General features: G+C 62.4%; 25 protein-coding genes and 1 tRNA gene. 16 read left to right on the top strand and 10 right to left on the bottom strand.

From position 1 onward, the window contains the following. Nucleotides 1-48 precede the first annotated feature (48 nt). The 6 genes from H2510_RS04695 (at nucleotide 49) to H2510_RS04670 (ending at nucleotide 6,297) form a co-directional block, all read left to right on the top strand. Nucleotides 49-606 (top strand): Fur family transcriptional regulator, encoded by a 558-nt coding sequence (locus H2510_RS04695; protein WP_186627220.1) that lies wholly within the window; start codon nucleotides 49-51, stop codon nucleotides 604-606. Between the two features lie 12 nt (nucleotides 607-618). Next, nucleotides 619-2,133: a catalase gene (locus H2510_RS04690; RefSeq protein ID WP_186627219.1), complete on the top strand. Its 1,515-nt coding sequence runs from the start codon at nucleotides 619-621 to the stop codon at nucleotides 2,131-2,133. Nucleotides 2,134-2,203: 70 nt separating this feature from the next. Further along, the gene (locus H2510_RS04685; protein ID WP_186627218.1) at nucleotides 2,204-2,677 is read left to right on the top strand and encodes a Dps family protein; all 474 of its coding nucleotides are present in this window, start codon (nucleotides 2,204-2,206) and stop codon (nucleotides 2,675-2,677) included. 89 nt (nucleotides 2,678-2,766) lie between these two features. After that, nucleotides 2,767-3,459, top strand: a complete 693-nt coding sequence (locus H2510_RS04680; RefSeq protein ID WP_186627217.1) for an HAD family hydrolase — start codon at nucleotides 2,767-2,769, stop codon at nucleotides 3,457-3,459. Then, nucleotides 3,456-5,240 (top strand): glycoside hydrolase family 15 protein, encoded by a 1,785-nt coding sequence (locus H2510_RS04675; RefSeq protein ID WP_186627216.1) that lies wholly within the window; start codon nucleotides 3,456-3,458, stop codon nucleotides 5,238-5,240. Before H2510_RS04680 ends, H2510_RS04675 begins: the two co-directional genes overlap by 4 nt. A gap of 85 nt (nucleotides 5,241-5,325) precedes the next feature. Beyond that, a complete protein-coding gene (locus H2510_RS04670) occupies nucleotides 5,326-6,297 on the top strand; it encodes an LLM class F420-dependent oxidoreductase (protein WP_186627215.1) in 972 nt (323 codons plus the stop codon). A 65-nt stretch (nucleotides 6,298-6,362) separates the two neighbouring features. Here H2510_RS04670 and H2510_RS04665 read toward each other — a convergent pair. Both H2510_RS04665 and H2510_RS04660 read right to left on the bottom strand, forming a co-directional pair. Then, nucleotides 6,363-6,436: transfer RNA gene (locus H2510_RS04665), tRNA-Pro, on the bottom strand. An 18-nt stretch (nucleotides 6,437-6,454) separates the two neighbouring features. Continuing rightward, a complete protein-coding gene (locus H2510_RS04660; RefSeq protein ID WP_315901275.1) occupies nucleotides 6,455-7,393 on the bottom strand; it encodes a metallophosphoesterase in 939 nt (312 codons plus the stop codon). Nucleotides 7,394-7,542: 149 nt separating this feature from the next. Between H2510_RS04660 and H2510_RS04655 the strand changes: the two genes are divergently transcribed. Next, a complete protein-coding gene (locus H2510_RS04655) occupies nucleotides 7,543-8,007 on the top strand; it encodes a GatB/YqeY domain-containing protein (protein WP_084345641.1) in 465 nt (154 codons plus the stop codon). Between the two features lie 70 nt (nucleotides 8,008-8,077). On the opposite strand, the gene H2510_RS04650 is transcribed toward H2510_RS04655, so the two are convergent. After that, nucleotides 8,078-10,444 (bottom strand): transglycosylase domain-containing protein, encoded by a 2,367-nt coding sequence (locus H2510_RS04650; protein ID WP_186627618.1) that lies wholly within the window; start codon nucleotides 10,442-10,444, stop codon nucleotides 8,078-8,080. A 347-nt stretch (nucleotides 10,445-10,791) separates the two neighbouring features. Here H2510_RS04650 and H2510_RS04645 point away from each other — a divergent pair, with 347 nt between their 5' ends. Next, nucleotides 10,792-11,115, top strand: a complete 324-nt coding sequence (locus H2510_RS04645) for a WhiB family transcriptional regulator (protein WP_186627214.1) — start codon at nucleotides 10,792-10,794, stop codon at nucleotides 11,113-11,115. Between the two features lie 25 nt (nucleotides 11,116-11,140). Here the strand turns inward: H2510_RS04645 and H2510_RS04640 are convergent, their stop codons facing one another. Both H2510_RS04640 and H2510_RS04635 read right to left on the bottom strand, forming a co-directional pair. Further along, nucleotides 11,141-12,271 (bottom strand): ArsA-related P-loop ATPase, encoded by a 1,131-nt coding sequence (locus H2510_RS04640; RefSeq protein ID WP_186627213.1) that lies wholly within the window; start codon nucleotides 12,269-12,271, stop codon nucleotides 11,141-11,143. Further along, nucleotides 12,268-13,275: an ArsA-related P-loop ATPase gene (locus H2510_RS04635; protein WP_315901247.1), complete on the bottom strand. Its 1,008-nt coding sequence runs from the start codon at nucleotides 13,273-13,275 to the stop codon at nucleotides 12,268-12,270. The genes H2510_RS04640 and H2510_RS04635 overlap by 4 nt, the downstream gene beginning before the upstream one ends. 137 nt (nucleotides 13,276-13,412) lie before the next feature. Between H2510_RS04635 and H2510_RS04630 the strand changes: the two genes are divergently transcribed. The 3 genes from H2510_RS04630 to H2510_RS04620 are packed head-to-tail and all read left to right on the top strand — an operon-like array spanning nucleotide 13,413 to nucleotide 14,891. Further along, nucleotides 13,413-13,580: a DUF4177 domain-containing protein gene (locus tag H2510_RS04630; protein WP_088944003.1), complete on the top strand. Its 168-nt coding sequence runs from the start codon at nucleotides 13,413-13,415 to the stop codon at nucleotides 13,578-13,580. 5 nt (nucleotides 13,581-13,585) lie between these two features. Continuing rightward, nucleotides 13,586-14,053 (top strand): RidA family protein, encoded by a 468-nt coding sequence (locus H2510_RS04625; RefSeq protein WP_186627211.1) that lies wholly within the window; start codon nucleotides 13,586-13,588, stop codon nucleotides 14,051-14,053. Nucleotides 14,054-14,108: 55 nt separating this feature from the next. After that, on the top strand, nucleotides 14,109-14,891 hold the full coding sequence (locus H2510_RS04620) for an MBL fold metallo-hydrolase (RefSeq protein WP_186627210.1): 783 nt from the start codon (nucleotides 14,109-14,111) through the stop codon (nucleotides 14,889-14,891). 10 nt (nucleotides 14,892-14,901) lie between these two features. Here H2510_RS04620 and H2510_RS04615 read toward each other — a convergent pair whose 3' ends face one another. Together H2510_RS04615 and H2510_RS04610 are read right to left on the bottom strand one after the other, a co-directional pair. Further along, entirely contained in the window at nucleotides 14,902-15,576 is a 675-nt protein-coding gene (locus H2510_RS04615; RefSeq protein WP_019662947.1) for a Crp/Fnr family transcriptional regulator, read from the bottom strand. 252 nt (nucleotides 15,577-15,828) lie between these two features. Then, complete coding sequence (locus H2510_RS04610) at nucleotides 15,829-16,089, bottom strand: hypothetical protein (protein ID WP_084345634.1); 261 nt, start codon at nucleotides 16,087-16,089, stop codon at nucleotides 15,829-15,831. A gap of 161 nt (nucleotides 16,090-16,250) precedes the next feature. Here H2510_RS04610 and nth point away from each other — a divergent pair, with 161 nt between their 5' ends. The 4 genes from nth to H2510_RS04590 are packed head-to-tail and all read left to right on the top strand — an operon-like array spanning nucleotide 16,251 to nucleotide 19,505. After that, a complete protein-coding gene (gene nth / locus H2510_RS04605; RefSeq protein ID WP_186627617.1) occupies nucleotides 16,251-16,937 on the top strand; it encodes an endonuclease III in 687 nt (228 codons plus the stop codon). Then, complete coding sequence (locus tag H2510_RS04600) at nucleotides 16,934-17,608, top strand: TlpA disulfide reductase family protein (protein WP_315901246.1); 675 nt, start codon at nucleotides 16,934-16,936, stop codon at nucleotides 17,606-17,608. The genes nth and H2510_RS04600 overlap by 4 nt, the downstream gene beginning before the upstream one ends. Next, the gene (locus H2510_RS04595) at nucleotides 17,605-18,318 is read left to right on the top strand and encodes a CoA pyrophosphatase (RefSeq protein WP_186627209.1); all 714 of its coding nucleotides are present in this window, start codon (nucleotides 17,605-17,607) and stop codon (nucleotides 18,316-18,318) included. Before H2510_RS04600 ends, H2510_RS04595 begins: the two co-directional genes overlap by 4 nt. Next, nucleotides 18,315-19,505 carry a MarP family serine protease gene (locus tag H2510_RS04590; protein ID WP_186627208.1) on the top strand — a complete coding sequence of 397 codons (1,191 nt, stop codon included), beginning with the start codon at nucleotides 18,315-18,317 and terminating at the stop codon, nucleotides 19,503-19,505. The genes H2510_RS04595 and H2510_RS04590 overlap by 4 nt, the downstream gene beginning before the upstream one ends. A 26-nt stretch (nucleotides 19,506-19,531) precedes the next feature. Here H2510_RS04590 and H2510_RS04585 read toward each other — a convergent pair whose 3' ends face one another. Together H2510_RS04585 and H2510_RS04580 are read right to left on the bottom strand one after the other, a co-directional pair. Next, nucleotides 19,532-20,461 carry an alpha/beta fold hydrolase gene (locus H2510_RS04585; protein ID WP_186627207.1) on the bottom strand — a complete coding sequence of 310 codons (930 nt, stop codon included), beginning with the start codon at nucleotides 20,459-20,461 and terminating at the stop codon, nucleotides 19,532-19,534. Between the two features lie 26 nt (nucleotides 20,462-20,487). Next, nucleotides 20,488-20,991: a phage holin family protein gene (locus H2510_RS04580; RefSeq protein ID WP_084345629.1), complete on the bottom strand. Its 504-nt coding sequence runs from the start codon at nucleotides 20,989-20,991 to the stop codon at nucleotides 20,488-20,490. A 259-nt stretch (nucleotides 20,992-21,250) separates the two neighbouring features. Here H2510_RS04580 and H2510_RS04575 point away from each other — a divergent pair, with 259 nt between their 5' ends. Then, complete coding sequence (locus tag H2510_RS04575) at nucleotides 21,251-22,612, top strand: MFS transporter (protein WP_186627615.1); 1,362 nt, start codon at nucleotides 21,251-21,253, stop codon at nucleotides 22,610-22,612. Between the two features lie 47 nt (nucleotides 22,613-22,659). Here H2510_RS04575 and acs read toward each other — a convergent pair whose 3' ends face one another. Beyond that, on the bottom strand, nucleotides 22,660-24,606 hold the full coding sequence (gene acs / locus H2510_RS04570; RefSeq protein ID WP_186627206.1) for an acetate--CoA ligase: 1,947 nt from the start codon (nucleotides 24,604-24,606) through the stop codon (nucleotides 22,660-22,662). Between the last annotated feature and the right edge of the window lie 37 nt (nucleotides 24,607-24,643).

The raw sequence follows: 24,643 nt of genomic DNA, 5'->3' as shown, positions 1-24,643 counted from the left end.
AGCCTGCCTTTTCTTGACTAATTCCAGAAAAGGGGCATACTCGAATGCATGCCACTGAACGACGCAACTCTCGAACCCACCGCGCAATTGCGCTCGGTGGGTCTGCGAGTCACGGCGCCACGAGTGGCGGTTCTGACTGCGGTTGCAGCCCAACCGCATTCGGATGCAGATGAGGTAGCAGCAGTGGTGCGATCCCGCATCGGCTCGGTGTCCACGCAGGCGGTGTACGACGTTCTTCGTGCCTGCGTCGGTGCCGGACTTCTCCGGCGGATCGAACCCGCAGGTTCGTCTGCGCTGTACGAAAGCAGAACCGGTGACAATCACCATCACCTGGTCTGCCGCGTGTGCACAACAGTGGTCGACGTCGATTGCGTCGTCGGTCGACCGCCATGCCTCGAGCCGTCGGAGTCTCATGGATTCGTCGTCGAGGAAGCCGAAATCGTGTTCTGGGGGCTCTGCTCCGACTGCGCATCGACACACGATTCGCATGTGGTTTCGAACACGCAACCTTCGGCTGCATCCGCTCGAAACGCCATCCCAACGCAGGCGGCGTCGAACCAAGCCTTCCGAGTCAGCCCCTCGGTAGGCGACCACCCATCAACTTAGGAGGCTGCGCATATGACTAAGCCGACCACCAGTAACGCTGGAATTCCGGTAGCCAGCGACGAGCATTCGCTCACTGCAGGCACGCAGGGTCCGATCCTGCTACATGACCATTACCTCATCGAGAAGATGGCGCAGTTCAACCGCGAACGTGTCCCGGAGCGTGTCGTGCACGCCAAGGGCGCAGGTGCGTTCGGTGAACTCGAAATCACCGGTGACATAAGCAAATTCACGAAGGCCAAGGTCCTCCAGCCCGGTGCCAAGACCGAAATGTTGGCACGCTTCTCCACGGTGGCGGGCGAGCAGGGTAGCCCTGACACCTGGCGCGATCCGCGCGGATTCTCGCTCAAGTTCTATACCGAGGAAGGCAACTGGGACCTCGTAGGCAACAACACCCCAATCTTCTTCATGAGAGATCCGATGAAGTTCCAGGACTTCATTCGGAGCCAGAAGCGCATGCCGGACTCCGGATTGCGCGACAACAATATGCAGTGGGACTTCTGGACGCTCTCTCCCGAGACCGCGCATCAGGTTACATGGCTCATGGGGGACCGCGGCATCCCGAAGTCCTTCCGCCACATGGACGGATTCGGTTCACACACCTACCAGCTGATCAACGAGGCCGGTGAACGCAACTGGGTGAAGTTCCACTTCAAGACCGACCAGGGCATCGAATTCTTGACGCAGGCCAAGGCCGACGAACTTGCCGGGACCTCGCCCGATCATCACCGTCAGGACCTGTTCGGCTCCATCAAGAAGGGCGACTTCCCCAGCTGGACGCTCAAGGTGCAGATCATGCCGTACAACGATGCAGAAGACTACAAGTTCAACCCGTTCGACCTCACCAAGACCTGGTCGCAGAAGGACTACCCGCTGATCGAGGTCGGTAAAATGACCCTCAATCGCAACCCCGAGAACTTCCATGCCCAGATCGAGCAGAGCTCCTTCGAGCCGTCGAACATCGTTCCCGGCATCGGGTTCAGCCCGGACAAGATGCTGCTCGGCCGGGTCTTCTCCTACGCCGATGCACACCGCTACCGGATCGGCGCCAACTACGCGCAGCTGCCCGTCAATGCACCGAAGGTTCCGGTCAATTCGTACTCCAAGGACGGGTCGATGCGGTACTCGTTCAATTCCGCCGACACACCTGTGTACGCACCGAACTCGTACGGCGGACCGAAGGCCGACACGAATACCTACGGCGACGACGGATCCTGGGACTTCGAGCCACGGTTCGTGCGCACCGGATACATCGAGCATCCCGAGGACGGTGACTTCGTTCAGCCAGGGACGCTGTACCGCGAGGTCATGGACGACGCGGCGCGGGAGCGCTTGGTAGGAAACATCGTCGGGCATGCGCTCAACGGCGTGACCGAGGAAGTCCTGGTTCGAGTCTTCCAGTACTGGTCGAACGTGGACCCAGAACTCGGCAAGAAGGTCGAAGAAGGCGTCCGTGCAGGTCAGTCCGACACCGAGCCGACGACGAGCCAGTCGCCGACCGCTCCCGGCGACGAGGCCGCAAAGGTCTAGTCACCCGACTGAACGTTCGAGCGTCCCACCGGTCGATCTTTCCCGCCGAATCTCACAAAGGAGGCACATCATGAACAACCCCATCACCAGTTCACTCGACGCCGGACAGCAGAAGATCGCAGGCGACGCGCTGCAGGGCACCGTCGTGGACCTGATCGACTTGTCCTTGATCGCCAAGCAGGCGCACTGGAATGTCATCGGAAAGAACTTCCGTTCGGTCCACCTCGCTTTGGACGAACTCGTAGCCGCAGCGCGCGAGTTCACCGATTCGTCGGCCGAGCGCGCCACCGCGATCGGGGTCAGCCCGGACGGCCGCTCCGCCACGGTTTCGGCGACGGCGGGAACCAAGGGAATCGGTGACGGCTGGACCAAGGACGAGCAGGTCATCGCGGCAGTGGTGGACAACCTCGCCGCTGTGATCGATCGCCTACGCGGCCGCATCGCCGATACCGAGGCGGCCGACCCGGTCACCCAGGATCTGCTGATCGCGATCACCGCACGACTCGAGCAACTGCACTGGATGTGGCAGGCACAGGTCGGCTAATCGCCCCAACGATACGAAAGAGGGCCCCTCGCATGCCGAGGGGCCCTCTTTGTTGTTTCGTGGCTGTACGCGTCGGGTACGAGGGTGGAATGAGCGAACCCTCGAGTGGCCAAGGTTCAACTGCGGTGCTGTTCGACATCGACGGCACACTCGTCGACTCGAACTACATCCATGTCGATGCGTGGTCCAGGGCATTCTTCGAGGCAGGTGCCACCGTGCCGGCCTGGCGCATCCACCGTTGCATCGGAATGGACGGTGGCAAGCTGCTGGAGTCGCTGGTCGGATCTGCTGAGAGCGACATCGCACGTGAGGCGAAGAACCTTCACAGCGAGTATTACCGCCAAGCAAGTCATCGCCTGCAGGTTCTCCCAGGTGCGAGGGACCTGCTGAAACGGCTCGAAGAGCGCGGATCGATCGTCGTGCTTGCGACGTCGGCACCCGAATCCGAGCTTGCTCTGCTCCGTGACCTGCTCGACGTCGAGGACATCGTCGCGGTCGTGACGTCAGCCGAAGACGCCGAGGTGGCGAAGCCGAGCCCGGAGATCGTGGAGGTCGCACTGGCACGGGCCCACGTATCGGCGGGCAGCGCGGTCATGGTCGGTGACAGCGTGTGGGACATGAAGGCCTCCCGCAAGGCGGGGGTGGTCTGTCTCGGTGTTCGGTGCGGCGGCGTTCCCGACGCCGAACTACGCTCTGCCGGTGCGGAAGAGGTGTACGAGGATCCCGCCGACCTGCTCGGCCGGCTCGAGTCGAGTGCGATCGCAAGGCTGACCGCACCATGAGTCGTGAGCACGGATACACCGCAATCGAGAACTATGCCGCAATCGGCGACGGGCGCACGGTAGCCATGATCGCAATGGACGGCCGAATCGACTGGCTGCCCATCCCCAATCTCGACTCGCCGCCGACGTTTGCGGCACTTCTCGACGCCGAACACGGCGGAAGATTCGAACTGTCACCGGCCGGACCGTTCACGGTCGAGCGCGAATTCGTCGAAGGAACCAACGTTTTGGCCTCCACCTACCGAACCGCAACCGGGTCGGTGCGAGTCACCGATTCCCTCAATACCGGGGTCGCGGGTCGATTGCCGTGGCTGGAACTCGCCCGTCGAACAGACGGTCTCGAAGGTGTGGTCGAGATGGAGTGGCGGGTTGCGCCGGGCACGATGCTGGGCAAGGCATCCCCATGGGCCTACGACACTTCCCATGGGACCGTTCTGCGCGTCGACGGCGTGACGTTGGCCGTGCGAACCCTCGGGGCCGACGACGTGACCGTAGAAGAGCAGAACATTCACGGCGTGTTCACCACGTGTGCAGGGTCGAGGCACCTCGTGGGCCTGGTCGGCACCGAAAACGAACCACTGAATATCCCGGACCCCCGGGAGGTCGACGAAGGCGTCGACCGAACCATCGCGAACTGGCGTGCGTGGACCGACAAATTCCAGTACGACGGCCCGTGGGCGGCGCACGTGGCTCGGAGCGCACTCGCGCTGAAGTTGTTGCTTCACAGCCCCTCCGGTGCCATTGCTGCCGCAGCGACCACCTCGTTGCCGGAGAATCCTGCGGGAGGCAAGAACTGGGACTACCGCTACGCGTGGGTCCGTGACACCGCATACACACTCAGAGCTTTGATTCGGTTCGGGCTGCGCGAAGAAGTACACGCCGCCGTTGCGTGGCTACTGAAAGTCATCCGGGCCAACGATCCTCTGGTCAATGTCTTTTACACGCTCGGAGGTGAATTGCCCGGCGGGACCGAACAACCCGACGTACCGGGTTGGCGTGGCATCGGGCCCGTCGTGAACGGCAATCGGGCTGCAGATCAACTGCAGCTGAGCATCTTCGGAGATCTATTCTCGATCGTTCGGTTGTACGTCGATGCGGGCAATGTGCTCGACGCTTCCACTGGTCGACTCCTCGCGACGATCGCGGACCAGACGTGCGATTCCTGGCAGCAGCGAGATGCGGGAATCTGGGAACTCGAAGACGAGCAGCATTTCACCAGTTCGAAGCTCGGTTGCTGGCAGGCACTCGACTGCGCTGTCTACCTCGCCGAGGACGGCCAGATCCCCGGCATCCCCGACAGGTGGCGAGCCGAGCGAGAGCGAATCAGGGCGTACATCGAGGAGCAATGCTGGTCGGACGAGCGGCAGTCCTACATGGCATATCCAGGTGCGGAAGGGCTGGACGCGTCCGTACTGCTGGCGGCGGAGATGGATTTCGATCGCGGAGAACGCATGTCATCCACCATCGATGCGCTCGGTGCCGAACTCGGCGCCGGACCACTGCTCTATCGATACACCGGTGTCGACGCAGAAGAAGCAACCTTCGTTGCCTGCGCCTTCTGGCGTGTCTCCGCCCTATCCTGCGTCGGCCGCGACGCCGAAGCGATGGACTTTATGGACGAGCTGGTTTCCATGTCCAACGACGTCGGCCTGTACAGCGAAATGATCGATGCATCGGATGGCTCCTTCCTGGGTAACTTCCCGCAGGGATTGAGTCATTTGGCGCTCGTGAACGCGGCGCTGACCATCGCACGATCGCGCGATGCCACCACGAAACGATAGGGGAGTGATGAAAAGCGCTGGGCGATAAACACATTCTCGTACAGTCTTCCGGAGCCACGGCTGCGCAACCATCCAGGAGAAACCGATGACGAACTTCGGCTACACATTGATGACCGAACAGAGCGGTCCAAAAGAACTCGTGAAGTATGCGGTCGGTGCCGAGAAAGTCGGTTTCGACTTCGAGGTCGCCAGCGACCACTATTCGCCCTGGCTGTCCTCGATGGGACACGCGCCTTATGTCTGGACCACACTCGGCGCCGTCGCGCAGGCGACCGAGCGTGTCGAGCTCATGACCTACGTGACGTGTCCGATCATTCGTTATCACCCGGCCGTCGTCGCGCAGAAAGCCGCGACCATGCAGATCCTCGCCGACGGAAGGTTCACGCTCGGACTCGGTAGCGGGGAGAATCTCAACGAGCACGTCGTCGGTGAGGGATGGCCATCGATCGACAAGCGTCAGGACATGTTCGTCGAAGCGTTGGAGATCATCGCGCAACTTCATACAGGCGAGTTGATCACCTACGAGGGTAAGCACTTTCGCGTCGATTCCGCCAAGATCTGGGATATGCCCGACGGCGGCATTCCGATCGGGATCGCGGTTTCGGGAGAAAAGTCCATCGAGAGATTCGCTCCATACGGTGACCATTTGATCGCCGTCGAACCCAATGGCGACCTGGTGAAGCAATGGACGGAGAAGCACTCCGGACTCTCGCGCACCATCGGTCAGATCCCGATCTCCTGGGATCCGGACAAGGATGCGGCAATAGACCGCGCGCACGATCGTTTTCGTTGGTTCGCCGGCGGCTGGGCCGTCAACGCGGACCTCCCGACGACGGCCGGGTTCGCCGGAGCAACGCAATTCGTCCGCAAGGAAGATGTAGCCGAAACAATTCCTTGTGGACCGGACCTCGATGCGATCGTCGAGTCCGTCAAGCCGTACTGGGAGGCAGGTTTCACCGACGTCGCGCTCGTGCAGGTCGGCGACGAAACCCAGGAGCGATTCCTCGCCGAGGCTGCAGGTCCGCTGTTGGAGAAACTGCGCGCCGCTGCGAACTGAGTCGAGAAAGCAAAAGTCCTGGCCTTGTGGAAAGGCCAGGACTTTTGTAATTCACCGATACTCTGTCGGGGTGGCGGGATTCGAACCCACGACCTCTTCGTCCCGAACGAAGCGCGCTACCAAGCTGCGCCACACCCCGTGTACCGCCTCGGAGAGTCTAGCTCACGACTGCCTCAGAACGCGAAACGCCCTCGTCCGATCCTTCGCGAGGACCCTGACGCGGGGCGGGGGTCAGCGTCAACAGTGTCGCTTCGGGCCTGCAGCAGAACCGAGCCGGCGCATAGGGAGACGTGCCGACGCCGGCGGAGACATGCAGCTGGGTATGTGCGCCCCACTTCGACGGACCCTTCACCCGAGACCGATCGAGCTCGCAGTTGGTGACGAGGGCACCGTAGAACGGTAGGCACACCTGACCGCCGTGCGTGTGTCCGGCGAGGACCAGGTCGTATCCGTCTTCGGCGAAACGATCCAGCACGCGTGGCTCGGGGGAGTGCGTGATTCCCAACCGAAGGTCTGCGAGGGGATTCGGCTGGCCTGCGATGGTGTCGTACCTGTCGCGCTCGAGATGAGGATCGTCGACACCGGCCGAGGCGATACGCACGCCCGCAACCTCGAGTTCTCTGCGCACATGCGTGACGTCGTGCCAACCGCGTTCGGAGAAGGCTGCCCGCAGATCACGCCACGGTAGTGCTTCGCCGAGTACCTTCTTGCGATCTTTCTTGAAGTACAGGAGTGGATTCTTCGGCTTGGGCGCAAAGTAGTCGTTGCTGCCGAAGACGAACAGCCCCGGCCTGGACAGCAAGGGACCGAGAGCTTGAACGACGGCAGGAACCGAGCGTAGATGCGACAGGTTGTCGCCTGTGTTGACCACCAGGTCCGGTTCCAGGCTGTCGAGCTCGCGGAGCCAATTCTGTTTCGAACGCTGGCCGGGCATCATGTGCAGATCGCTGATGTGCAGCACCCGAAGCGAAGAGGAGCCAGGTTCCAGCACGGCCATCGACGTTTCCCTCAATGTGAAGGCATTACGTTCGATGAGGGTCGCATATCCGATACCCAATGCCGCCGCGCCGGCCGTCGCAATCGCTGCGCTTCTGATGGGGGCCTCCGAGGCAACGGCGCGAGTACGTTCTGCTGCTGCGAGGAGTCGGGCCGATGTAGTGATTTTCACGGACACGCCTTCCACGATACGTCAGGTGGTGCAATCGACGTGCGGGCCAGGGCACTGCCCGCGTAGCGTTCTGATACATGTCCGAACTGAAGTCCCAGCTGCGAACCGACCTGACCACCTCCATGAAGGCCAGAGACAAACTTCGAACCGCGACCATCCGCATGCTCCTCGCCGCGATCCAAACAGAAGAAGTATCCGGCAAACAAGCCCACGATCTCACCGACGACCAGGTAATCAAGATTCTTGCGAAGGAATCGAAGAAGCGCGGTGAGTCCGCAGAGATCTACACCCAGAACGGCCGAGGTGAGTTGGCGGCTACCGAACATGCCGAGGCACAGATCATCGACGAATACTTGCCGACGCCATTGACCGACGCCGAACTGGCCGATATCGCGGATACCGCACTTGCTCAGGTCGCCGAGCAATTGGGCGAGCGTCCCGGTATTCGGCAGATGGGTCAGGTCATGAAGGTCGCGACCGAACTCGCCAAGGGCAAGGCCGACGGCACTCGGATCTCCAAGGCTGTCAAGGACCGCTTGTAAGTTCGAACTCCGGCAATCCGCACGAGGTACACCCACCGCGTAGGTGTACCTCGTGCGGATCGATTGCGTCCTAGCGCGGCACCGTGAGGCCGGGGATGGCCGGGATCGGAAGGTTGGGCGGTATTGCCGGAATCTGGATGTTGGGAAGCTCCGGTAGTGCTGGAAGAGACGGAGCCGGTGGTGCCTGTCGAGCGGATCCATCGCTCACGTAGATCGTGATCATCGCACCGGGGATAGCCGATCCCGAGGGGGACATTCCGGTGACCGTTCCTCGTGCTGCAGAGTCGGACGTGCTCACCACGGTGACCTGAAAACCTGCCGCCTGCAGGGTCGCGGTCGCGGACGACTGGGTCGAGCCGGTCACGTCAGGAACCTGACCATTGGCGGATCCACGAACGTATTTCTGATCGACGGCCGGCAGCGAGACCGGACCGAAGTTGTTGGCGACTGGATCGATGGCCCCATACCAGGTCCGAGCTGGCTCGTTGCCGCCGTACAAATTGCCGTCGCCACACGGGCGCAACGGGAACGAGCAGATTTCACCGGGGCTCGGGGAGTCTCCGTAGGTGTACACCGCGGCGGCGTAATTGTTGGTGTAACCAAGGAACCCTGAGGACATGTGCGACTCGGTAGTGCCCGTCTTGCCGGACATCGGCAAGGTCCAACCCACCGATCCTGCAGCGGATGCCGACGTGCCACCGGGCTGGTCGTCCTTGCTCATCGCATTGGACAAGGTGTTGGCCAAGCCAGGCTCGACGACCTGCTCGCATGCCTGCTGCGTCACAGGTACTTGCTTGCCCTTCCGGTCGAACACCGAATCGATCGGTGTCGGTGGGCACCACTTGCCCGAAGACGCGAGGGTAGCTGCCACATTCGACAACTCGAGTGGATTGACCCAGGTGGGTCCGAGGGTGAAAGAACCGAGATTCTGGTCCTTCTGGAAGTCGGCCATACTCCGCTCGTCGAAGCCGGATGTGCTCGGTGCGGCGTAGGACCGTAGGCCGAGGCGCACCGCCATGTCCACCGTCGGCGTCACTCCGACGGACTCGATCAACTTGACGAACGCCGTGTTCGGAGACTTCGCCAGTGCATCGGTAACCGAGAGTGACGCAGGGTAGTCGCCGACGTTCTCCACGCAATACGTGTTGGCGGGGCAACCCTTCGCGCCGCCGTCGCCCATGCCTCGGACCTCGGCCCGTCTGGGGACCTGCAAGGTTGCGCTGGTACCGAGGCCGCGCTCCATCGCGGCGGCCGTGGTGAACACCTTGAAAATGGATCCTGCGCCGTGTCCCACGAGCGAGTACGGCTGCGGCTGCACCGTTTCGTCTGCGCCGGAATCAAGACCGTACGTTCGGCTGCTGCCCATTGCCAGGACACGGTGGGCATCTTGGCCGGGTGCGATGACGTTCATGACGGTCGCGACGCCGTCGAGTGTCGGTCTGGTGTTGGCGACCAGCGAGGCTTTGGTCGAGTTCTGGACGGCGGGATCGAGGGTGGTCTTGATCAAATATCCACCCTGGTCGATCTGCTCTCGGCTGATACCTGCATTGGCGAGGTATTGCAGCGCGTAGTCGCAGAAGAACCCACGGTCGCCGGCAGCGATGCACCCGCGGGGCAGGATTTGCGGTTCGGGGAGTACACCGAGCGGCTCGGCCCTCGCGGCTTGGAATTCCGTAGCGCGTTCCGGGATGTTCTGGATCATCGTGTCCAGGACTGTGTTGCGCCGTTCGAGGACGCCCTGCTCGTTGGTGTACGGATTGAGTGCCGAACTCGACTGCACCATGCCCGCGAGCATTGCCGACTGCTTGGCGTCGAGCTTGCTGGCGTCGATGCCGAAATATGTCTGTGCGGCGTCCTGAATCCCGAACGACGAGTTACCGAACGGGACGAGGTTCAGGTAACGGGTAAGGATCTCGTCCTTGGTCAGCTCTTTGTCCAGAGTGAGCGCCATCCGGATCTCGCGGATCTTGCGGGCAGGCGTCGTCTCGATAGCTGCCCGACGCTCGGCGTCGGTCTTGGCCACGACGAGCAGGTGATAGTTCTTGACGTACTGCTGATCCAGTGTCGACGCACCCTGCTCGACCTGACCGCTGGTGGTGTTGGTCAGAAACGCGCGCAGCGTGCCCTGCCAGTCGACGCCCTTGTGTTCGGCGAACCGCTTGTCCTCGATCGAGACGATGGCGAGCTTCATCTCGTTCGAGATCTTCTCGCTCGGCACTTCGAATCTTCGCTGCTCGTACAACCACGCAATGGGGTTGCCTGCGCTGTCGACCATCGTCGAGACCGCAGGCACGGATCCCTCGACTAATTCGGCCGAAACATTGTCGACGGTATCGGCCGCGCGGTTGGATGCGTATCCGAAACCGCCTGCCAGCGGAAACATGACGCCGGCCAACAACGCACCCGCAAGGGCTGAACATCCGGCGAGCTTCGCCACGGTTTTTCCAACTGACACAGGCACAGCGTACGTGGACGATGCCGTCTCTCCCAGTGGACACGGATCTGCGCGCTCGACTTGCGTCGCTTTGCGGGGTTCGATCCCTGCCGCGGTACCTCGAGAATTTGCTGAGCCGCAGGTCGAGACGGCCGTACCAGAAAGTTGCCCTGTCCGTCTTGCGTTCGCGGCTTCTTTTACCTAAATTATGAGCACGGTGTGATTCACATAACACTTGTATATGAATGTGGGGCAGCTCCTAGATCCGTGTGCTTCGAGGTGAAGTTCGAGATCGAAAGAGCTTGTGGAACGTCCAGCAAGGATGTTCGAACTGCAAAGGGGATCCGCACATGAACACGACAGCAGCGCCGACGCGGCTCGATGTGGAAGAAGCCGAAGCGCGTATTGCGTGGGTGGCGCAGGCAAGGTGCTCGGGCATGGACCCGGACCAGTTATTCGTGAGGGGTGCAGCGCAGCGCAAGGCCGCAACGATCTGCAGGCACTGCCCTGTATTGATGCAGTGCGGCGCGGATGCGCTGGACAACCGCGTCGAGTTCGGGGTGTGGGGTGGAATGACGGAGCGTCAGCGACGCGCGCTGCTCAAGCAGCATCCCGAGGTCGACTCGTGGTCCGAGTTCTTCGAAAGCCAACGACAGACCCAAGCAGCTATTTGAGCCTGCTTCTTCGTCGTGCTCTGCGCTACGCCGTACCGGTGAGTTGGTCGGCCACAGCGCGTAGGGCCTGAAGGTCCGAGACTTCGAATGGGAGTGATGGGACCCCGACGATAGGGATTCGGGGATGAGCCGCTGTGAAGCGGCGCAGGAGTCGAAGCTCGCGCGTGGCGGTGACCGCGCGAGCAGCGTGGATCCGCAGTACTGCGGCGGTCAGGACGGCAGCGGCGTCGTCGTCACCGTCCAGTTGATCAGCGGCCGTGGCGGCATGGTCGGCCGGCAACGCCGACAGGGTCGGGTGGGTTCGGTTGAGGATCAGCCCCGCCAACGGCATGCCCTCGCTACTGAGGCGATCCACGAAAAACGCAGCCTCACGCAACGCGTCGGGCTCGGCCACGGCGACGACCACGAAGCTCGTCCCGCTCTCACGCAGTAGTTGGTAAGTGAGTGTCGCGCGTTCCCTGAACCCGCCGAACATCGAATCGAGTGATTGAACGAACGCCGACGCGTCGTTGAGCATCTGGCTTCCGATGACGGTCGAGACTCCTCTCAACGCCAACCCCATCGCGCTGGTGACAATCCTCGTCAGGCCTCGACCGGGTGCCATCAGTAGGCGGATGAATCGACCGTCCAAGAATGATCCGAGGCGCTGTGGGGCGTCGAGGAAGTCGAGAGCGTTACGTGACGGCGGAGTGTCGACGACGATGAGATCCCACGTCGAATCGGCCGCGAGCTGCCCCAGTTTCTCCATCGCCATGTATTCCTGCGTGCCGGAGAACGAGGATGCGACAGTTTGGTAGAAGGGGTTGGCCAACACTTGCTCCGCTTTTTCCGGAGTCGAGTGCTCGATGACCATCTCGTCGAATGTTCGACGCATGTTCAGCATCATCGCGTGCAGTTCACCCGTTGCGCCCGCCGCGAGTTTCACCGGCTGCGGAGTGTTGTCGAGTTCACCGACACCGAGAGCCTGCGCGAGTCGTTTGGCTGGATCGATGGTGAGTACCACGACCTTCCTGCCCTGCTCGGCCGCGCGGAGGGCCATTGCTGCTGCCGTTGTCGTCTTGCCGACACCGCCGGCACCACACACCACCACGATGCGTGAGGAGTCCTCGAGGAGAATTCTAGAGACGTCGAGGACATCCGTTGCGGGAGAGCTCATTTGACACCCTGTTCTGTGAGCTTGGCTGCTAGTTCGTACAGTCCGCCGAGGTCGATTCCCCCGCCGAGCATCGGCAGATGCATTCGTGCCGTGTCCAGCTCGTCGAGTTGGCTTCCGCTCTCCACCTGCGCAGCAAGCGTCGAAGCATGTTCGATCGTTTCCGTGAGAAGGCCGGCAAAGTCGCTGTCGGACAATGCTATTCCAGCCCGTTTCAGTCCCTGCTGGATCAGCTCGGCGTCGATTACGCCCTCGGCTGCGTCCGCGAGTGCGTCCGGAGGAAGGAAGGTCGGCTCCGTACGGTTGACGATGACGGTTCCCAGTCTCAGATCTGCGGCCTCGAGTTCCCGGACAGCGTCGGCAGTTTCCTGCACCGGAAGAGCCTCGAGCAGTGTCACGAGATGGACGACGGTCTCTGACGAATGCAGCAGGCGGACAACACCTTCGCTCTGCGATCGGACCGGGCCACCCTTGGCCAAATCCGCCATCGCCTTGGTCACGTCGAGAAAATTGCCGATGCGCCCGGTCGGCGGTGAGTCGACGACGACCTCGTCGTACGCGCGGTTTCCGGCCCTGTCGGTTCTGACGACGCACTCCTTCACCTTGCCGGTGAGGAGAACGTCACGTAGCCCGGGTGCGATGGTCGTCGCGAACTCTATGGCACCGATCTTGCGCATCGCTCGGCCGGCGAAGCCGAGGTTGTAGAACATGTCGAGGTATTCGAGAAATGCAGTCTCGATGTCGATAGCGAGCGCGAAGACCTCACCGCCCCCCTCTGCCGAAGCAACGCGGGTCTCGACGGGCGGCAGCGGCGGCACGTCGAAGAGTTGCGCGATGCCCTGCCTGCCCTCGACCTCCACAAGCAAAACGCGTCGACCGCCCGCTGCGAGTGAAAGTGCGAGAGCGGCGGCCACCGTCGACTTACCGGTGCCGCCTTTGCCGGACACGAAATGCAAGCGAGCGGCTGCGGCCTTGTCCGGCCAGACTGACAAACTAGAGGTACCCACATCACGACCATATAGACGAATCGCCCATTGCCTCCCGGGAACACGGCACGAGCTCACCATCTCCGGGCATGACCTGGTCCGTGATCCAGGACGGATGGGACGCCGGTGCATCCTCGATGCCGACTAGGCTTGTCGGTATGAGCGAAAAGATTATCTGGGAGTACTTCACCGCACCGGTTCTGATTCACGCCACGAAGCAGATTCTGGACAACTACGGTTCCGAGGGCTGGGAGCTCGTGACCATCATGTCGGGCCCCAATGGCGGGGACTCGCTCGTGGCCTACTTCAAGCGTCCGAAGGCCTGACCGGTATGGCCGACTGGTCCGCGCGACTGGCCGAACTGGGCATCGAACTACCCGCAGTCGTCCCTCCGTTGGCGGCGTACACGCCGGCGGTCCAGACGGGAATGTACGTCTATACCTCCGGTCAGCTGCCGATGGTCGACGGCAAGTTGACCTGCACCGGCAAGGTTGGTGCCGAGGTCTCTCCGGAGGAAGCCGCAGCAGCAGCGCGGACGTGCGCACTCAATGCGTTGGCGGCGATCCACTCGCTCGTCGGGATCGATCGCATCGAGCGCATAGTCAAAGTTGTCGGCTTCGTTGCGTCGGCGACCGGCTTCACCGGCCAACCTCCGGTGATGAACGGGGCGTCGAACCTGCTCGGTGAAATATTCGGGGATGCAGGCGTGCATGCGCGCTCTGCGGTCGGTGTAGCCGAATTGCCTTTGGGCGCAGCGGTCGAGGTCGAGCTCATCGTGGAGCTCACACCCGAGGCCTAGGCGCCGCGAGGTAAAGATCCTCGTGCCACTTCTCTCTTCGTCCTAAGGTACGTCTATGACCCTTGCTCACCCTGCCTACGGAAAGCTACGACAGGTGACCGACACAGCTTCTGTGTTGCTCGCCGACAATCCGGGCAAGATGACGCTCGATGGCACCAATACGTGGATTCTCCGCGCCCCTGGCAGCCAGGACTGCGTCGTCGTCGACCCCGGTCCGAAGGATTCCGAGCATCTCGACGCGGTTGCCGGGGTGGGCAACGTGGTTCTCGCGCTGGTTACGCATCGGCATCGGGACCACACGGCAGGGCTGAAGAGGTTTCACCGCAAGAGTGGCGCGCCGATCCGAGCCTTCGAGTCCAAGTATGTCCATGGCGACACCTCACCGTTGACCGACGGAGAGGTGATCGTCGCGGCCGGCCTGTCCATCTCGGTACTGGCGACGCCGGGGCATACAGCCGATTCGTTGTGCTTCGTCCTCGATGACGCCGTCCTGACCGGTGACACCATTCTGGGACGCGGAACTACGGTGCTCGATCCGAAAGACGGCACCCTCGCCGACTACCTGGCCTCGCTCGACCGGCTCGAAGAAGTGGGCGAGGGCAAGGTCGCGCTGCCCGGGCACGGCGCCGAGATCGCCGACTTCCCCGAGCTAGTGAGGTTCTACCGAAAGCACCGACTCGAACGGCTGGCCCAAGTTCGTGCAGCACTGCACGAACTTGGTGCCGATGCGAAGCCGATGCAGGTGGTCAAGCATGTCTACTCGGACGTGGACAAGAAGCTGTGGCCTGCCGCCCGCATGTCGGTCAAAACACAGCTGGCGTACCTACGCGAGAACTAGCTCTGCGCTTCTAGCGTGCTCGGCGAGCGAGTCGCTCGGAGTCCGAAATCAGTACGCTCTTGCCTTCGAGGCGCAGCCATCCGCGGTGCGCGAAATCGGCCAATGCCTTGTTGACGGTCTCACGTGAGGCGCCGACGAGCTGGGCGATCTCTTCCTGCGTCAGGTCGTGGGTGACACGAAGTGACCCGGCTTCCTGGGTCCCGAAGCGCTGAGCGAGCTGGAGCAGTGCCTTGGCGACGCGTCCGGGAACATCGGTGAAGATAAGGTCCGCGAGGTTGTTGTTGGTGCGGCGAAGGCGACGGGCCAGCACGCGAAGAAGCTGCTCGGCAATCTCCGGACGCTGATCGATCCACGCTTTCAGGGCGTCGCGATCCATGCTGACGGCACGAACTTCGGTAACCGTGGTCGCCGTGGACGTACGTGGGCCAGGGTCGAAGATCGAGAGCTCACCGAACATGTCCGACGGACCCATGATGGTCAACAGGTTTTCGCGACCGTCGGGGGAGCGGCGGCCGAGCTTGATCTTGCCGGAAACGATGATGTACAGCCGATCACCCGGCTCACCCTCGTTGAAGACCACATGTCCTCGGGGGAAATCGACCGGCTGCAGCTGCTTGGTCAGCGCTGCTACCGCAGAGGGCTCGACTCCTTGGAAGATGCCGGCCCGTGCCAGGACGTCGTCCACTTGCGCTCCTTTTGGGATGTCGTCGATTCAGTTTCCCGGATCGACAAGCGTTTCAAACGGCGCGGGTCACGTACCCGAAGGCCAGCAACGCCACACCAATAATCGAACATGACAAGAATCTCGGTGAAGTCTACTTCGCCGAGTCCGATATCGAGTGATCGGCGCCACGGAACCGTCGAGGAGAATCTACGGACCCTGGGTAGTTCACCGGATCTTCATCTCGAAACGGGCATGTCGGGCGTTACGGACCGCTCAACTGGCGCGCTGGTCCAGCAGTGCCTCGGAGTCCTTCGCAACATGGGGGCGGCTCTTGCGGTTGTTGAGCTTCGCGAGAGCGTTGGGGAAGCCGTCGTTGGCGAGTGTTGCCACCTCGGAACTACTGGCCTGATCGAGAAATTCCTCGACGTCGTGCTCACGAACCGCCAGCTTGCTCAGTTTGCCCTCGACGCGCTCCATAGCGAGCGAGAAGAGCATCAGGAGTACTGGAAAAAGCACCACGGCGAGTCCTTGCATACGGGGAAGTTAACACCGAAAAAGTCTCGATAAGAACACAGAGCGAATTAGATGCCGATTCTTGTCCGTACAGTTGTGGAGTGGATTCGACAGCCTCGAAGGCCTTCGACGTGCGTAAACGCGAAGAGACAAGACTTGGGCTCGTCAGGCGCGCCCGCCGGATGAATCGGGAGCTGGGGAGGGCGTTTCCGCATGTCTACTGCGAACTCGACTTCACGACCCCCCTCGAACTTGCCGTCGCAACCATCCTGTCGGCCCAGTGCACCGACAAGCGCGTCAATCTCGTCACGCCTGCTTTATTCGTGAGATATCGCACTGCGCGCGACTACGCCGAAGCGGACAGAACGGAACTCGAGGAGTACATCCGCACAACCGGTTTCTTCCGCAACAAGACGAACTCACTGATCGGCCTCGGAGCTGCTCTTCTCGAGCGGTTCGACGGAGAAGTTCCAGCCAATCTGAAGGACCTGGTGTCGCTGCCCGGCATCGGCCGTAAAACGGCCAATGTGATCCTCGGAAATGCATTCGACGTTCCCGGCATCACCGTCGATACCCACTTCGCTCGACTCGTTCGACGCTGGCAGTGGACGGACCTGGAAGACCCGGTCAAGATCGAACACGCCGTCGGCGAGCTCATCGAGCGCAAAGAATGGACACTGCTCTCGCACCGCGTGATCTTTCACGGACGCCGCGTATGCCACGCCCGCAAGCCTGCCTGCGGGGTGTGCATTCTGGCCAAGGACTGCCCGTCCTACGGAATCGGTCCGGTGGACAAGACCCAGGCCGCCGCTCTGGTCAAGGGGCCGGAGACCGAACATCTTCTCGCGCTCGCCGGAATCACACCGTGAACAAATCCGCACTGCGCTGGTCGCTGGTAGCACTGATCGTCGTCGTCGGGATGATCTATGCCCTGTGGCCGCGCGATACGAACCCTGGTCTGCAAGCGCCGGTCGGTGGCCTCGCTACCGGCCAAGGGCCCGCTGCGGGCTCCCCCGGCGGTTCTGTCGCTTCCGCCGAGGGGCTCGCCGCGTTGCGGGAGCGGGCGCAGCTTGCGCCGTGCCCGACTCCGGATCCAGGATCACCCGTACCGGCCGGCCCGTTGACGGGGATCGTGCTCGAGTGTGTCGCCGACGGCAGCAGCATCGACGTAGGCCAGGCACTGGCAGGTAAGCCCGCCTTGATCAACCTGTGGGCGTACTGGTGTGGACCGTGCGCAGAGGAACTCCCTTATCTTCAGCAGTACGCAGACACTGTGGCCGACCGACTGACCGTCCTCACCGTTCACCAGGACCGCAACGAAGGCAACGGCCTCGCCAAGCTCGCCGACTACGGCGTATCGCTGCCCGGAGTCCAGGACGAAGCCGGCCGCATAGCAGCCGCCGTCGGCGCGCCGCCCGTCCTCCCGGTATCGATTCTGATCGACGCGGATGGCAATGTCGCCAAGGTGCTGCCGCAACCGTTTCGAAGTGTCGAAGAGATAGCAGATGCAGTCGAGAACGATCTCGGACTCGCACGATGAGCGCCCCGGAGTGGCTTCGCGGTGTCGTCGAGGCGGTCGGCGGTGAACGAGGCTTGCTGGATACGACAGGCATCAACCCGGTACTGCAGCGCACTGCCGTCGCCGGTGAGTCGACGCGTCCGGCATCGGTCCTCGTACTGTTCGGTGGCTCGCCCGAGCCGGACCACACCGCGCGGGGCGGACTTCCCGCCGACGCCGATGTGCTGCTGACCCAGCGAGCGTCGACGCTGCGCCATCACGGCGGACAGATCGCGTTCCCCGGTGGCGCCACGGACCCCGGCGACGAATCACCGGTCGCAACGGCCCTGCGTGAAGCCGAGGAAGAGACCGGTTTGGATCCTGCAGGTGTGCAACCGCTCGCGACGATGCCGGGCATCTATGTGCCGCCCTCACGATTCGACGTAATCCCAGTGCTTGCGTACTGGCGAAGGCCGAGCGACGTCCGCGTGGTCGACACCGGCGAGTCCGCCCGAGTGGTTCGGGTGCCGATCCGAGCACTACTGGATCCCGACAACCGCTTCCAGGTCCGCCACCCGGCGGGTTATAAGGGTCCGGCCTTCGCGGTCGACGGGATGCTGGTGTGGGGGTTCACAGGCGGTATTCTGGCGGGCCTGCTCGCAGTGTCCGGCTGGGAGACCGAGTGGGACACCGGAGACATTCGTGATCTGGAGGCCAGCTTGGCAGCTGTAGGAGCGGGGCTCGATCAGTGAGCGGGTCCGGTTGGGTAGATCTCGTCGTTCTCGCGGTGGCGTTGCTGGCAGCGATGTCGGGATGGCGACAGGGTGCAGTGGCGTCGGCGTTGGCATTTCTCGGTGTCGTACTCGGTGCCGTCGCGGGAATTCTGATCGCGCCGCATGTTCTGTTGCACGTCGACGGCGCTCGAATGCGAGTATTCGTCGGAATCGCGCTGATCGTGGTGTTGGTGATCGTCGGCGAAGTGTCGGGGATGGTGCTCGGCCGTGCGTTACGCAGCGGAATCCATTCACGTGGCGCTCGATCGGTGGACAGCCTTGTCGGCGCCGGCCTGCAAGCCATGGCAGTCCTCGCTGCTGCGTGGTTGCTCGCTATTCCGTTGACGTCGTCTTCGCAGCCCGAGGTTGCCGGCGCGGTTCGTGGCTCCAAGGTGCTGGGCAAGGTCGACGAAGTGGCCCCACAATGGCTTCGTGAAGTACCCAAGGAATTCTCGGCGCTGCTCGACACCTCCGGGCTTCCCGACGTCATCGGACCGTTCGGCAAAACCCCGGTTGCGGAAGTTGCCGACCCGGACCCAGCGCTGCAGGCGAACCCCCTGGTGGATCAGTTGCACGCCAGCGTCCTCAAGGTCAGCGGCCTGGCTCCGAGCTGCCAGAAGGCGTTGGAGGGTTCTGGATTCGTCGTAGCCCCCGAACTTGTGATGACCAACGCGCATGTCGTCGCCGGCACCGAAGGCGTCACCGTCGACTCGGTAGGCACGGTGTTCGACGCCCAGGTCGTGCTCTTCGATCCCCGGGAAGATGTGGCGATCCTGCGAGTACCGGGTCTTCGAGCGCCGGTGTTGAACTTCGCGCCCGACCCGGCCGTCCCTGGAGACAGCGCACTGGTCCTGGGATACCCGGGTGGCGGGCCGTACACGGCAAGCCCAGCCCGCGTCCGAGAAACGTTGAACTTGAAGGGTCCGGACATCTACCGAACCGGAACGGTTCAACGCCAGGTCTACACCGTGCGAGGCAGCGTGCGGCAGGGCAATTCGGGTGGCCCACTCGTCGCGGAAGACGGTCAGGTCCTCGGGCTGGTCTTCGGTGCCGCCGTCGACGATCCCGATACCGGATTCGTGCTTACCGCACCCGAGGTATCCGACGAGCTCGAGCTGAGCCTCGAGAGCCCGGTCGCAGTCGGAACAGGCAACTGCATTCTCTAGGTTCGGATGCGGGAGACGCGTCGAACCTAGAGCGCCAACAAGGCCAGCAACTGTGCGGTGACCTCGGCAGGAGCTTCCTGGTGCGCGTAATGACCGGCCCCGAGCACAGTGTGTAAGCGCTGATCAGGGGCCCAGCGAGCCTCGGTGGCTACCGATCGAGGTAGCACGTACGGATCGAGTTCGCCTCTGATCTGGAGTACCGGAATGCGCAACCGGGTGTCCATGGCCTGCATGAACTTTCGCCCGTCGGAACGAAACTGACTGCGAAATGCCCATCGTTGGTACTCCAAGGCGCAATGTGCCGCGCCTGGAATGCGTATCGCCGATCGCATCTGCTTCGCTGTGTCGACGAACTCGTCCGAATCCAGCCAGCCGGCCCCCGACCGCGCTCGGAGAAGTTGCTCGACGGCGGCGCCATTGTGCTTGGTCAGCGTGCGTTCGGGCACCAGCGGCACCTGGTATCGCAGGAACTGCCGGAGCAGTGCAGCTCGTTGGGCCTTGTTGCGCAGGACTGCCCGGCGCAACGCGATGGGATGCGGCGACCCGACCAGACCGATCGACCGGACCATTCGTGGATGCAGCGCGGCAGTAGCCCAACACACCAGACCGCCGTCGGCGTGCCCGACGAGAGTCGCTTCGCCATACCCCAGCGCTCGGATCAGGCCGACGACGTCGCCGGCCAGCGTCCACCCGTCGTATCCACGCGGTGGCTTGTCGGTGTCTCCGTATCCACGGAGGTCGACAGCCACAGCGCGGAACCCCGCCTCGGTCAGCGAGGTCAATTGGTGACGCCACGACCACCAGAAATCTGCGAAGCCGTGCAGTAGAACTACCAGCGGGGCATCGGCAGGCGCGTCGTCGGTCTCGACTACGTGGAACCGGATGCCGTTGGCATGAATGTCGCGATGTGTCCACGGACCGGCGAAACGAACAGAGGACGGATCAGGCCGACTCATTCTTTCTTGCCCCGCTACCGACGTCGCTATTGCTTGTACCCGGGAATTGCCGGTGTCGACTCGTGCTGGTGCGGCAGGACGGTCGAGGCCTGCTTGAGCGACTCGATCGTCTTCTCCGGCTTACGGAGCTTCTTGACCCGCCGATACCCGAGGAACCCGAGCAGGGCAGCCACGAGCAGCATGAAAACGAAGACGATGAGGAAGGCGGCCCATCGCGGCAACCAGATATCGAGCGTCTCGGCCAAGAAGAAGAAGAAGAAAAATGCGCTGAAGACGACAACAGCGAGAGCCAGGATGAAAAAGAGGCTGCCTTGTAGACCCTTCTTGATCTCGCCCGTGACCTCGGCCTTGGCCAGTGCGACCTCGGCGCGGACCAGCGTCGACACCTGCGTCGTCGCATCCTTGACAAGGTTCCCGATGCTGCCGGTACCCGGTGCGCGGTGGTCTACCTCCGTCAGTGGAATGGACGAAATCGTGTTCGGCACCCCGTCTGGATAAGCATTGCCATTACCGCGATTGGTCACGCTCAACTTCTCGACCCCTCCACTTGCTGGTGCTGATTGGTTCCGAGATGTCGTCATGCGACGCCGTCTCGACTGCTTTCTTCGGATAACACTAGTGCCGACCCGATGCACTCTGCCTCACAGTCGCAGCTAGCCCTGTGATGACGCTCTCAGATTAACGGTGAACGCTACGGCGGTGTAACGGGGCGTCGCCTGTAATTCTCAGGTTTTCATCAGGTAATTTGCGTTCTACGTACCCCCCTCCTCAGGAGTTCTAACCGTGACCATTACCTCGGCCGTCCCAAGCGACGGCACCGCTGCTGCCCCGGAGGTACCACGGTCTCGCATCGTCGTCGCATCCATGGTCGGCACGTCGATCGAATTCTTCGACTTCTACATCTACGCGACTGCCGCAGTATTGGTCTTCCCCAAGCTGTTCTTCCCCGCTGGTAACGAGACGACCGCGCTGCTGGCGTCGTTCGCGACGTTCGGACTCGCTTTCGTTGCACGACCCATCGGCTCGGTGCTGTTCGGCCATTTCGGCGACCGCATCGGACGCAAAGCGACGCTCGTCGGTTCACTCCTGACGATGGGCGTGGCGACCTTCGCGATCGGATTGCTACCCACCTATGCGGCGGCAGGATTGTGGGCGCCCGCACTGCTCGCGATCATGCGGTTCACGCAGGGTGTCGGGCTCGGCGGCGAGTGGAGCGGCGCAGCGCTGCTCGCGACCGAAACAGCCAAGCCCGGCAAGCGCGCCTGGGCCGCGATGTATCCGCAGTTGGGTGCACCGATCGGTTTCTTCTTCGCCAACGGGATCTTCCTGCTGTTGGTCGTCATCACCGGCTACGACTCCGCCAACTCGGCAACGGATCACGCATTCCTCACGTGGGGATGGCGTGTGCCGTTCCTGCTGAGCGCCGTCATCGTCATCATCGGTCTGTACGTGCGGCTCAAACTGGAAGAGACGCCGGTGTTCAAGCTGGCTGTCGCGCGTGGGCAGAAGGTGAAGACTCCGCTCGCCCAGGTCTTCCGTACGAGCTGGCGCCAGCTGATACTCGGCACGTTCATCATGCTCGCCACTTACACGCTCTTCTACATCATGACGACGTGGGTGGTCAGTTACGGCACCGGCAAGGTCTCCGACGCCAATGGCCCGAAGATCACCATCGCGTACACCGACTTCCTCGAGCTTCAGCTGATCGCAGTGCTCTTCTTCGCCGCGCTGATTCCGGTGGCAGGTTTGCTCGCCGACAAATACGGTCGGCGCCCGACCCTCATCGTCATCACGGCTGTGATCATTGTGTTCGGTCTGTCGTTCCACTGGTTCGCCGCACCGGAAAGCGCGACGGCCGGTCGGATGCTCGTGTTCATGTGCATCGGACTCGGATTGATGGGTCTCACCTTCGGTCCGATGAGTGCCGTTCTGCCCGAACTCTTCCCGACCAACGTGCGATACACGGGATCGGGGATCTCATACAACACGGCGTCGATCCTCGGCGCGGCAGTGGCGCCGTTCATCGCGACCTGGCTGGTGAGCAGCTACGGCGTCGGATGGGTCGGGGTCTACCTTGCGGTTGCCGCGGTGCTGACGTTGATCGCGTTGATCCTCATGAAGGAAACCCGCGATCAGTCACTGACTGACTAGACGTGAATGGGCATACATCCCAGGGATGTATGCCCATTCACCGGTCGCTAGCGGCCCTTCTTGATCGAATCGAAGACCTTCGGATCGACGAGAGTCGAGACGTCACCGAGTTCGCGGCCTTCGGCGACATCACGCAGCAGGCGTCGCATGATCTTGCCGGAGCGAGTCTTCGGGAGTTCGGGAACGACCGAGATCTCGCGGGGGCGAGCGATCGGGGAAATCTCTTTCGAAACCTGAGCTTTGAGCTCCGCGATCAGTTCGTCACCCGTGTTCTCGATTCCTGCGCGCAGGATCACGAACGCGACGATGCCTTGACCGGTGGTCTCGTCGGCGGCACCGACGACTGCAGCCTCGGCGACACCGTGATGGCTCACGAGCGCTGATTCCACCTCGGAGGTGGAGATCCGGTGGCCGGAGACGTTCATGACGTCGTCGACGCGTCCGAGGACCCATAGAGCGCCGTCCTCGTCGTACTTCGCGCCGTCGCCCGCGAAGTACCAGCCTTCTTCGGCGTAGCGGGACCAGTACGTGTCCTTGTATCGCTCCATGTCACCCCAGATGCCGCGAAGCATCGCCGGCCACGGCTCATCGAGGACCAGATATCCGTTGCCGCCGTTGCCCAGTGGCTTTGCATCGTCGTCGACGATCTTGGCGGAGATCCCGGGTAGCGGAGTCATCGCCGAACCGGGCTTGGTGCTCGTGACGCCCGGCAACGGCGAAATCATGATCGCGCCGGTTTCGGTCTGCCACCAGGTGTCGACGATGGGTGCCGTTCCACCACCGACGACGTCGCGGAACCAACGCCACGCCTCTGGGTTGATCGGTTCGCCGACGGAGCCGAGCAGCCGGATCGACGTCAGATCGTGGGCCTCGGGAATCTCCTTGCCCCACTTCATGAATGTGCGCACGAGGGTGGGGGAGGTGTAGTAGATCGACACCTTGTACTTCTCGATGACATTCCAATGCCGGTGCTCGTCAGGGGAATTCGGTGTTCCCTCGTACACGACCTGCGTCGCGCGATTCGAGAGCGGACCGTAAACGATGTACGAGTGGCCGGTGACCCAGCCGACGTCGGCGGTGCACCAGTAGACATCCTTGCCTGGCTTGTGGTCGAACACATTGTGGTGCGTGTACGAGGTCTGAGTCAGGTAGCCACCGGAAGTGTGCACGATGCCCTTCGGCTTACCCGTCGTGCCGGAGGTATAGAGAATGAACAGTGGGTGCTCGGCCGGGAACGGCTGAGCCTCATGCTCTTTCGACGCTCGAGCGACGCTCTCGTGCCACCAGATGTCGCGGCCTTCGGTCCAGGCGACCTCGGAGTCGGTCCGCTTGACGACCAATACATGCTCGACTGATTTTGCACCGTCGACGGCGGTGTCGACGGTGTCCTTGATCGGCGCGGGCTTACCGCGGCGCCACTGCCCGTCCGTGGTGATGACGAGTTTGGCTTCGGCGTCGTCGATGCGTGAACGCAGTGCCGTGGCGGAGTAGCCGGCGAAGACGACGGAATGCATCAGGCCCAGGCGTGCGCAGGCGAGGATCGAGATGATGGCTTCGGGGACCATCGGCATGTAGATGGCGACGCGGTCGCCGGAGACCAGTCCGAGGTCGGTCAGGGTGTTTGCCGCTTGACTGACCTCTGCGAGCAGGTCGCCGTAGGTGAGGTCGCGGCTGTCACCGGGTTCGCCTTCCCAGTGAATGGCAACCTGCTCGCCATGGCCGTCGAGGACATGTCGGTCGACGCAGTTGTAGGCGACGTTGAGCTCTCCGTCGGCGAACCATTTGGCGACGGGCGCGTCGGACCAGTCGAGCACCTCGGTGAACGGGGTATGCCAGTGCAGTCGGCGTGCCTGCTCGGCCCAGAACGCGAGGCGGTCCTTGGCGGCGACGTCGTAGAGATCTGCTGTGGCGTTCGCCTGCGCGGCGAATTCTGCAGACGGCGGGTAGGTCTCCTCGGCGGCAGTGTCGTGGTCACCGGAGGTACTGGTCGTCATCTCGAATGGCTCTCTTTCGTCGTGGTTCTCTTCGCGC

This window comes from Rhodococcus sp. BP22, from assembly GCF_014281965.1.
GTDB lineage: Bacteria > Actinomycetota > Actinomycetes > Mycobacteriales > Mycobacteriaceae > Rhodococcoides.
This window is presented reverse-complemented; position numbering and strand designations above follow the sequence as displayed.

Coding starts and splice junctions, on each gene's coding strand:
- H2510_RS04690 (WP_186627219.1), top strand. CDS start 619: ATGACTAAGCCGACCACCAGTAACGCTGGAATTCCGGTAGCCAGCGAC.
- H2510_RS04595 (WP_186627209.1), top strand. CDS start 17,605: ATGAGCGCCCCGGAGTGGCTTCGCGGTGTCGTCGAGGCGGTCGGCGGT.
- H2510_RS04695 (WP_186627220.1), top strand. CDS start 49: ATGCCACTGAACGACGCAACTCTCGAACCCACCGCGCAATTGCGCTCG.
- H2510_RS04585 (WP_186627207.1), bottom strand. CDS start 20,461: ATGAGTCGGCCTGATCCGTCCTCTGTTCGTTTCGCCGGTCCGTGGACA.
- H2510_RS04610 (WP_084345634.1), bottom strand. CDS start 16,089: ATGCAAGGACTCGCCGTGGTGCTTTTTCCAGTACTCCTGATGCTCTTC.
- H2510_RS04670 (WP_186627215.1), top strand. CDS start 5,326: ATGACGAACTTCGGCTACACATTGATGACCGAACAGAGCGGTCCAAAA.
- H2510_RS04655 (WP_084345641.1), top strand. CDS start 7,543: ATGTCCGAACTGAAGTCCCAGCTGCGAACCGACCTGACCACCTCCATG.
- H2510_RS04620 (WP_186627210.1), top strand. CDS start 14,109: ATGACCCTTGCTCACCCTGCCTACGGAAAGCTACGACAGGTGACCGAC.
- H2510_RS04625 (WP_186627211.1), top strand. CDS start 13,586: ATGGCCGACTGGTCCGCGCGACTGGCCGAACTGGGCATCGAACTACCC.
- acs (WP_186627206.1), bottom strand. CDS start 24,606: ATGACGACCAGTACCTCCGGTGACCACGACACTGCCGCCGAGGAGACC.
- H2510_RS04685 (WP_186627218.1), top strand. CDS start 2,204: ATGAACAACCCCATCACCAGTTCACTCGACGCCGGACAGCAGAAGATC.
- nth (WP_186627617.1), top strand. CDS start 16,251: ATGAATCGGGAGCTGGGGAGGGCGTTTCCGCATGTCTACTGCGAACTC.
- H2510_RS04675 (WP_186627216.1), top strand. CDS start 3,456: ATGAGTCGTGAGCACGGATACACCGCAATCGAGAACTATGCCGCAATC.
- H2510_RS04640 (WP_186627213.1), bottom strand. CDS start 12,271: ATGAGCTCTCCCGCAACGGATGTCCTCGACGTCTCTAGAATTCTCCTC.
- H2510_RS04630 (WP_088944003.1), top strand. CDS start 13,413: ATGAGCGAAAAGATTATCTGGGAGTACTTCACCGCACCGGTTCTGATT.
- H2510_RS04680 (WP_186627217.1), top strand. CDS start 2,767: ATGAGCGAACCCTCGAGTGGCCAAGGTTCAACTGCGGTGCTGTTCGAC.
- H2510_RS04645 (WP_186627214.1), top strand. CDS start 10,792: ATGAACACGACAGCAGCGCCGACGCGGCTCGATGTGGAAGAAGCCGAA.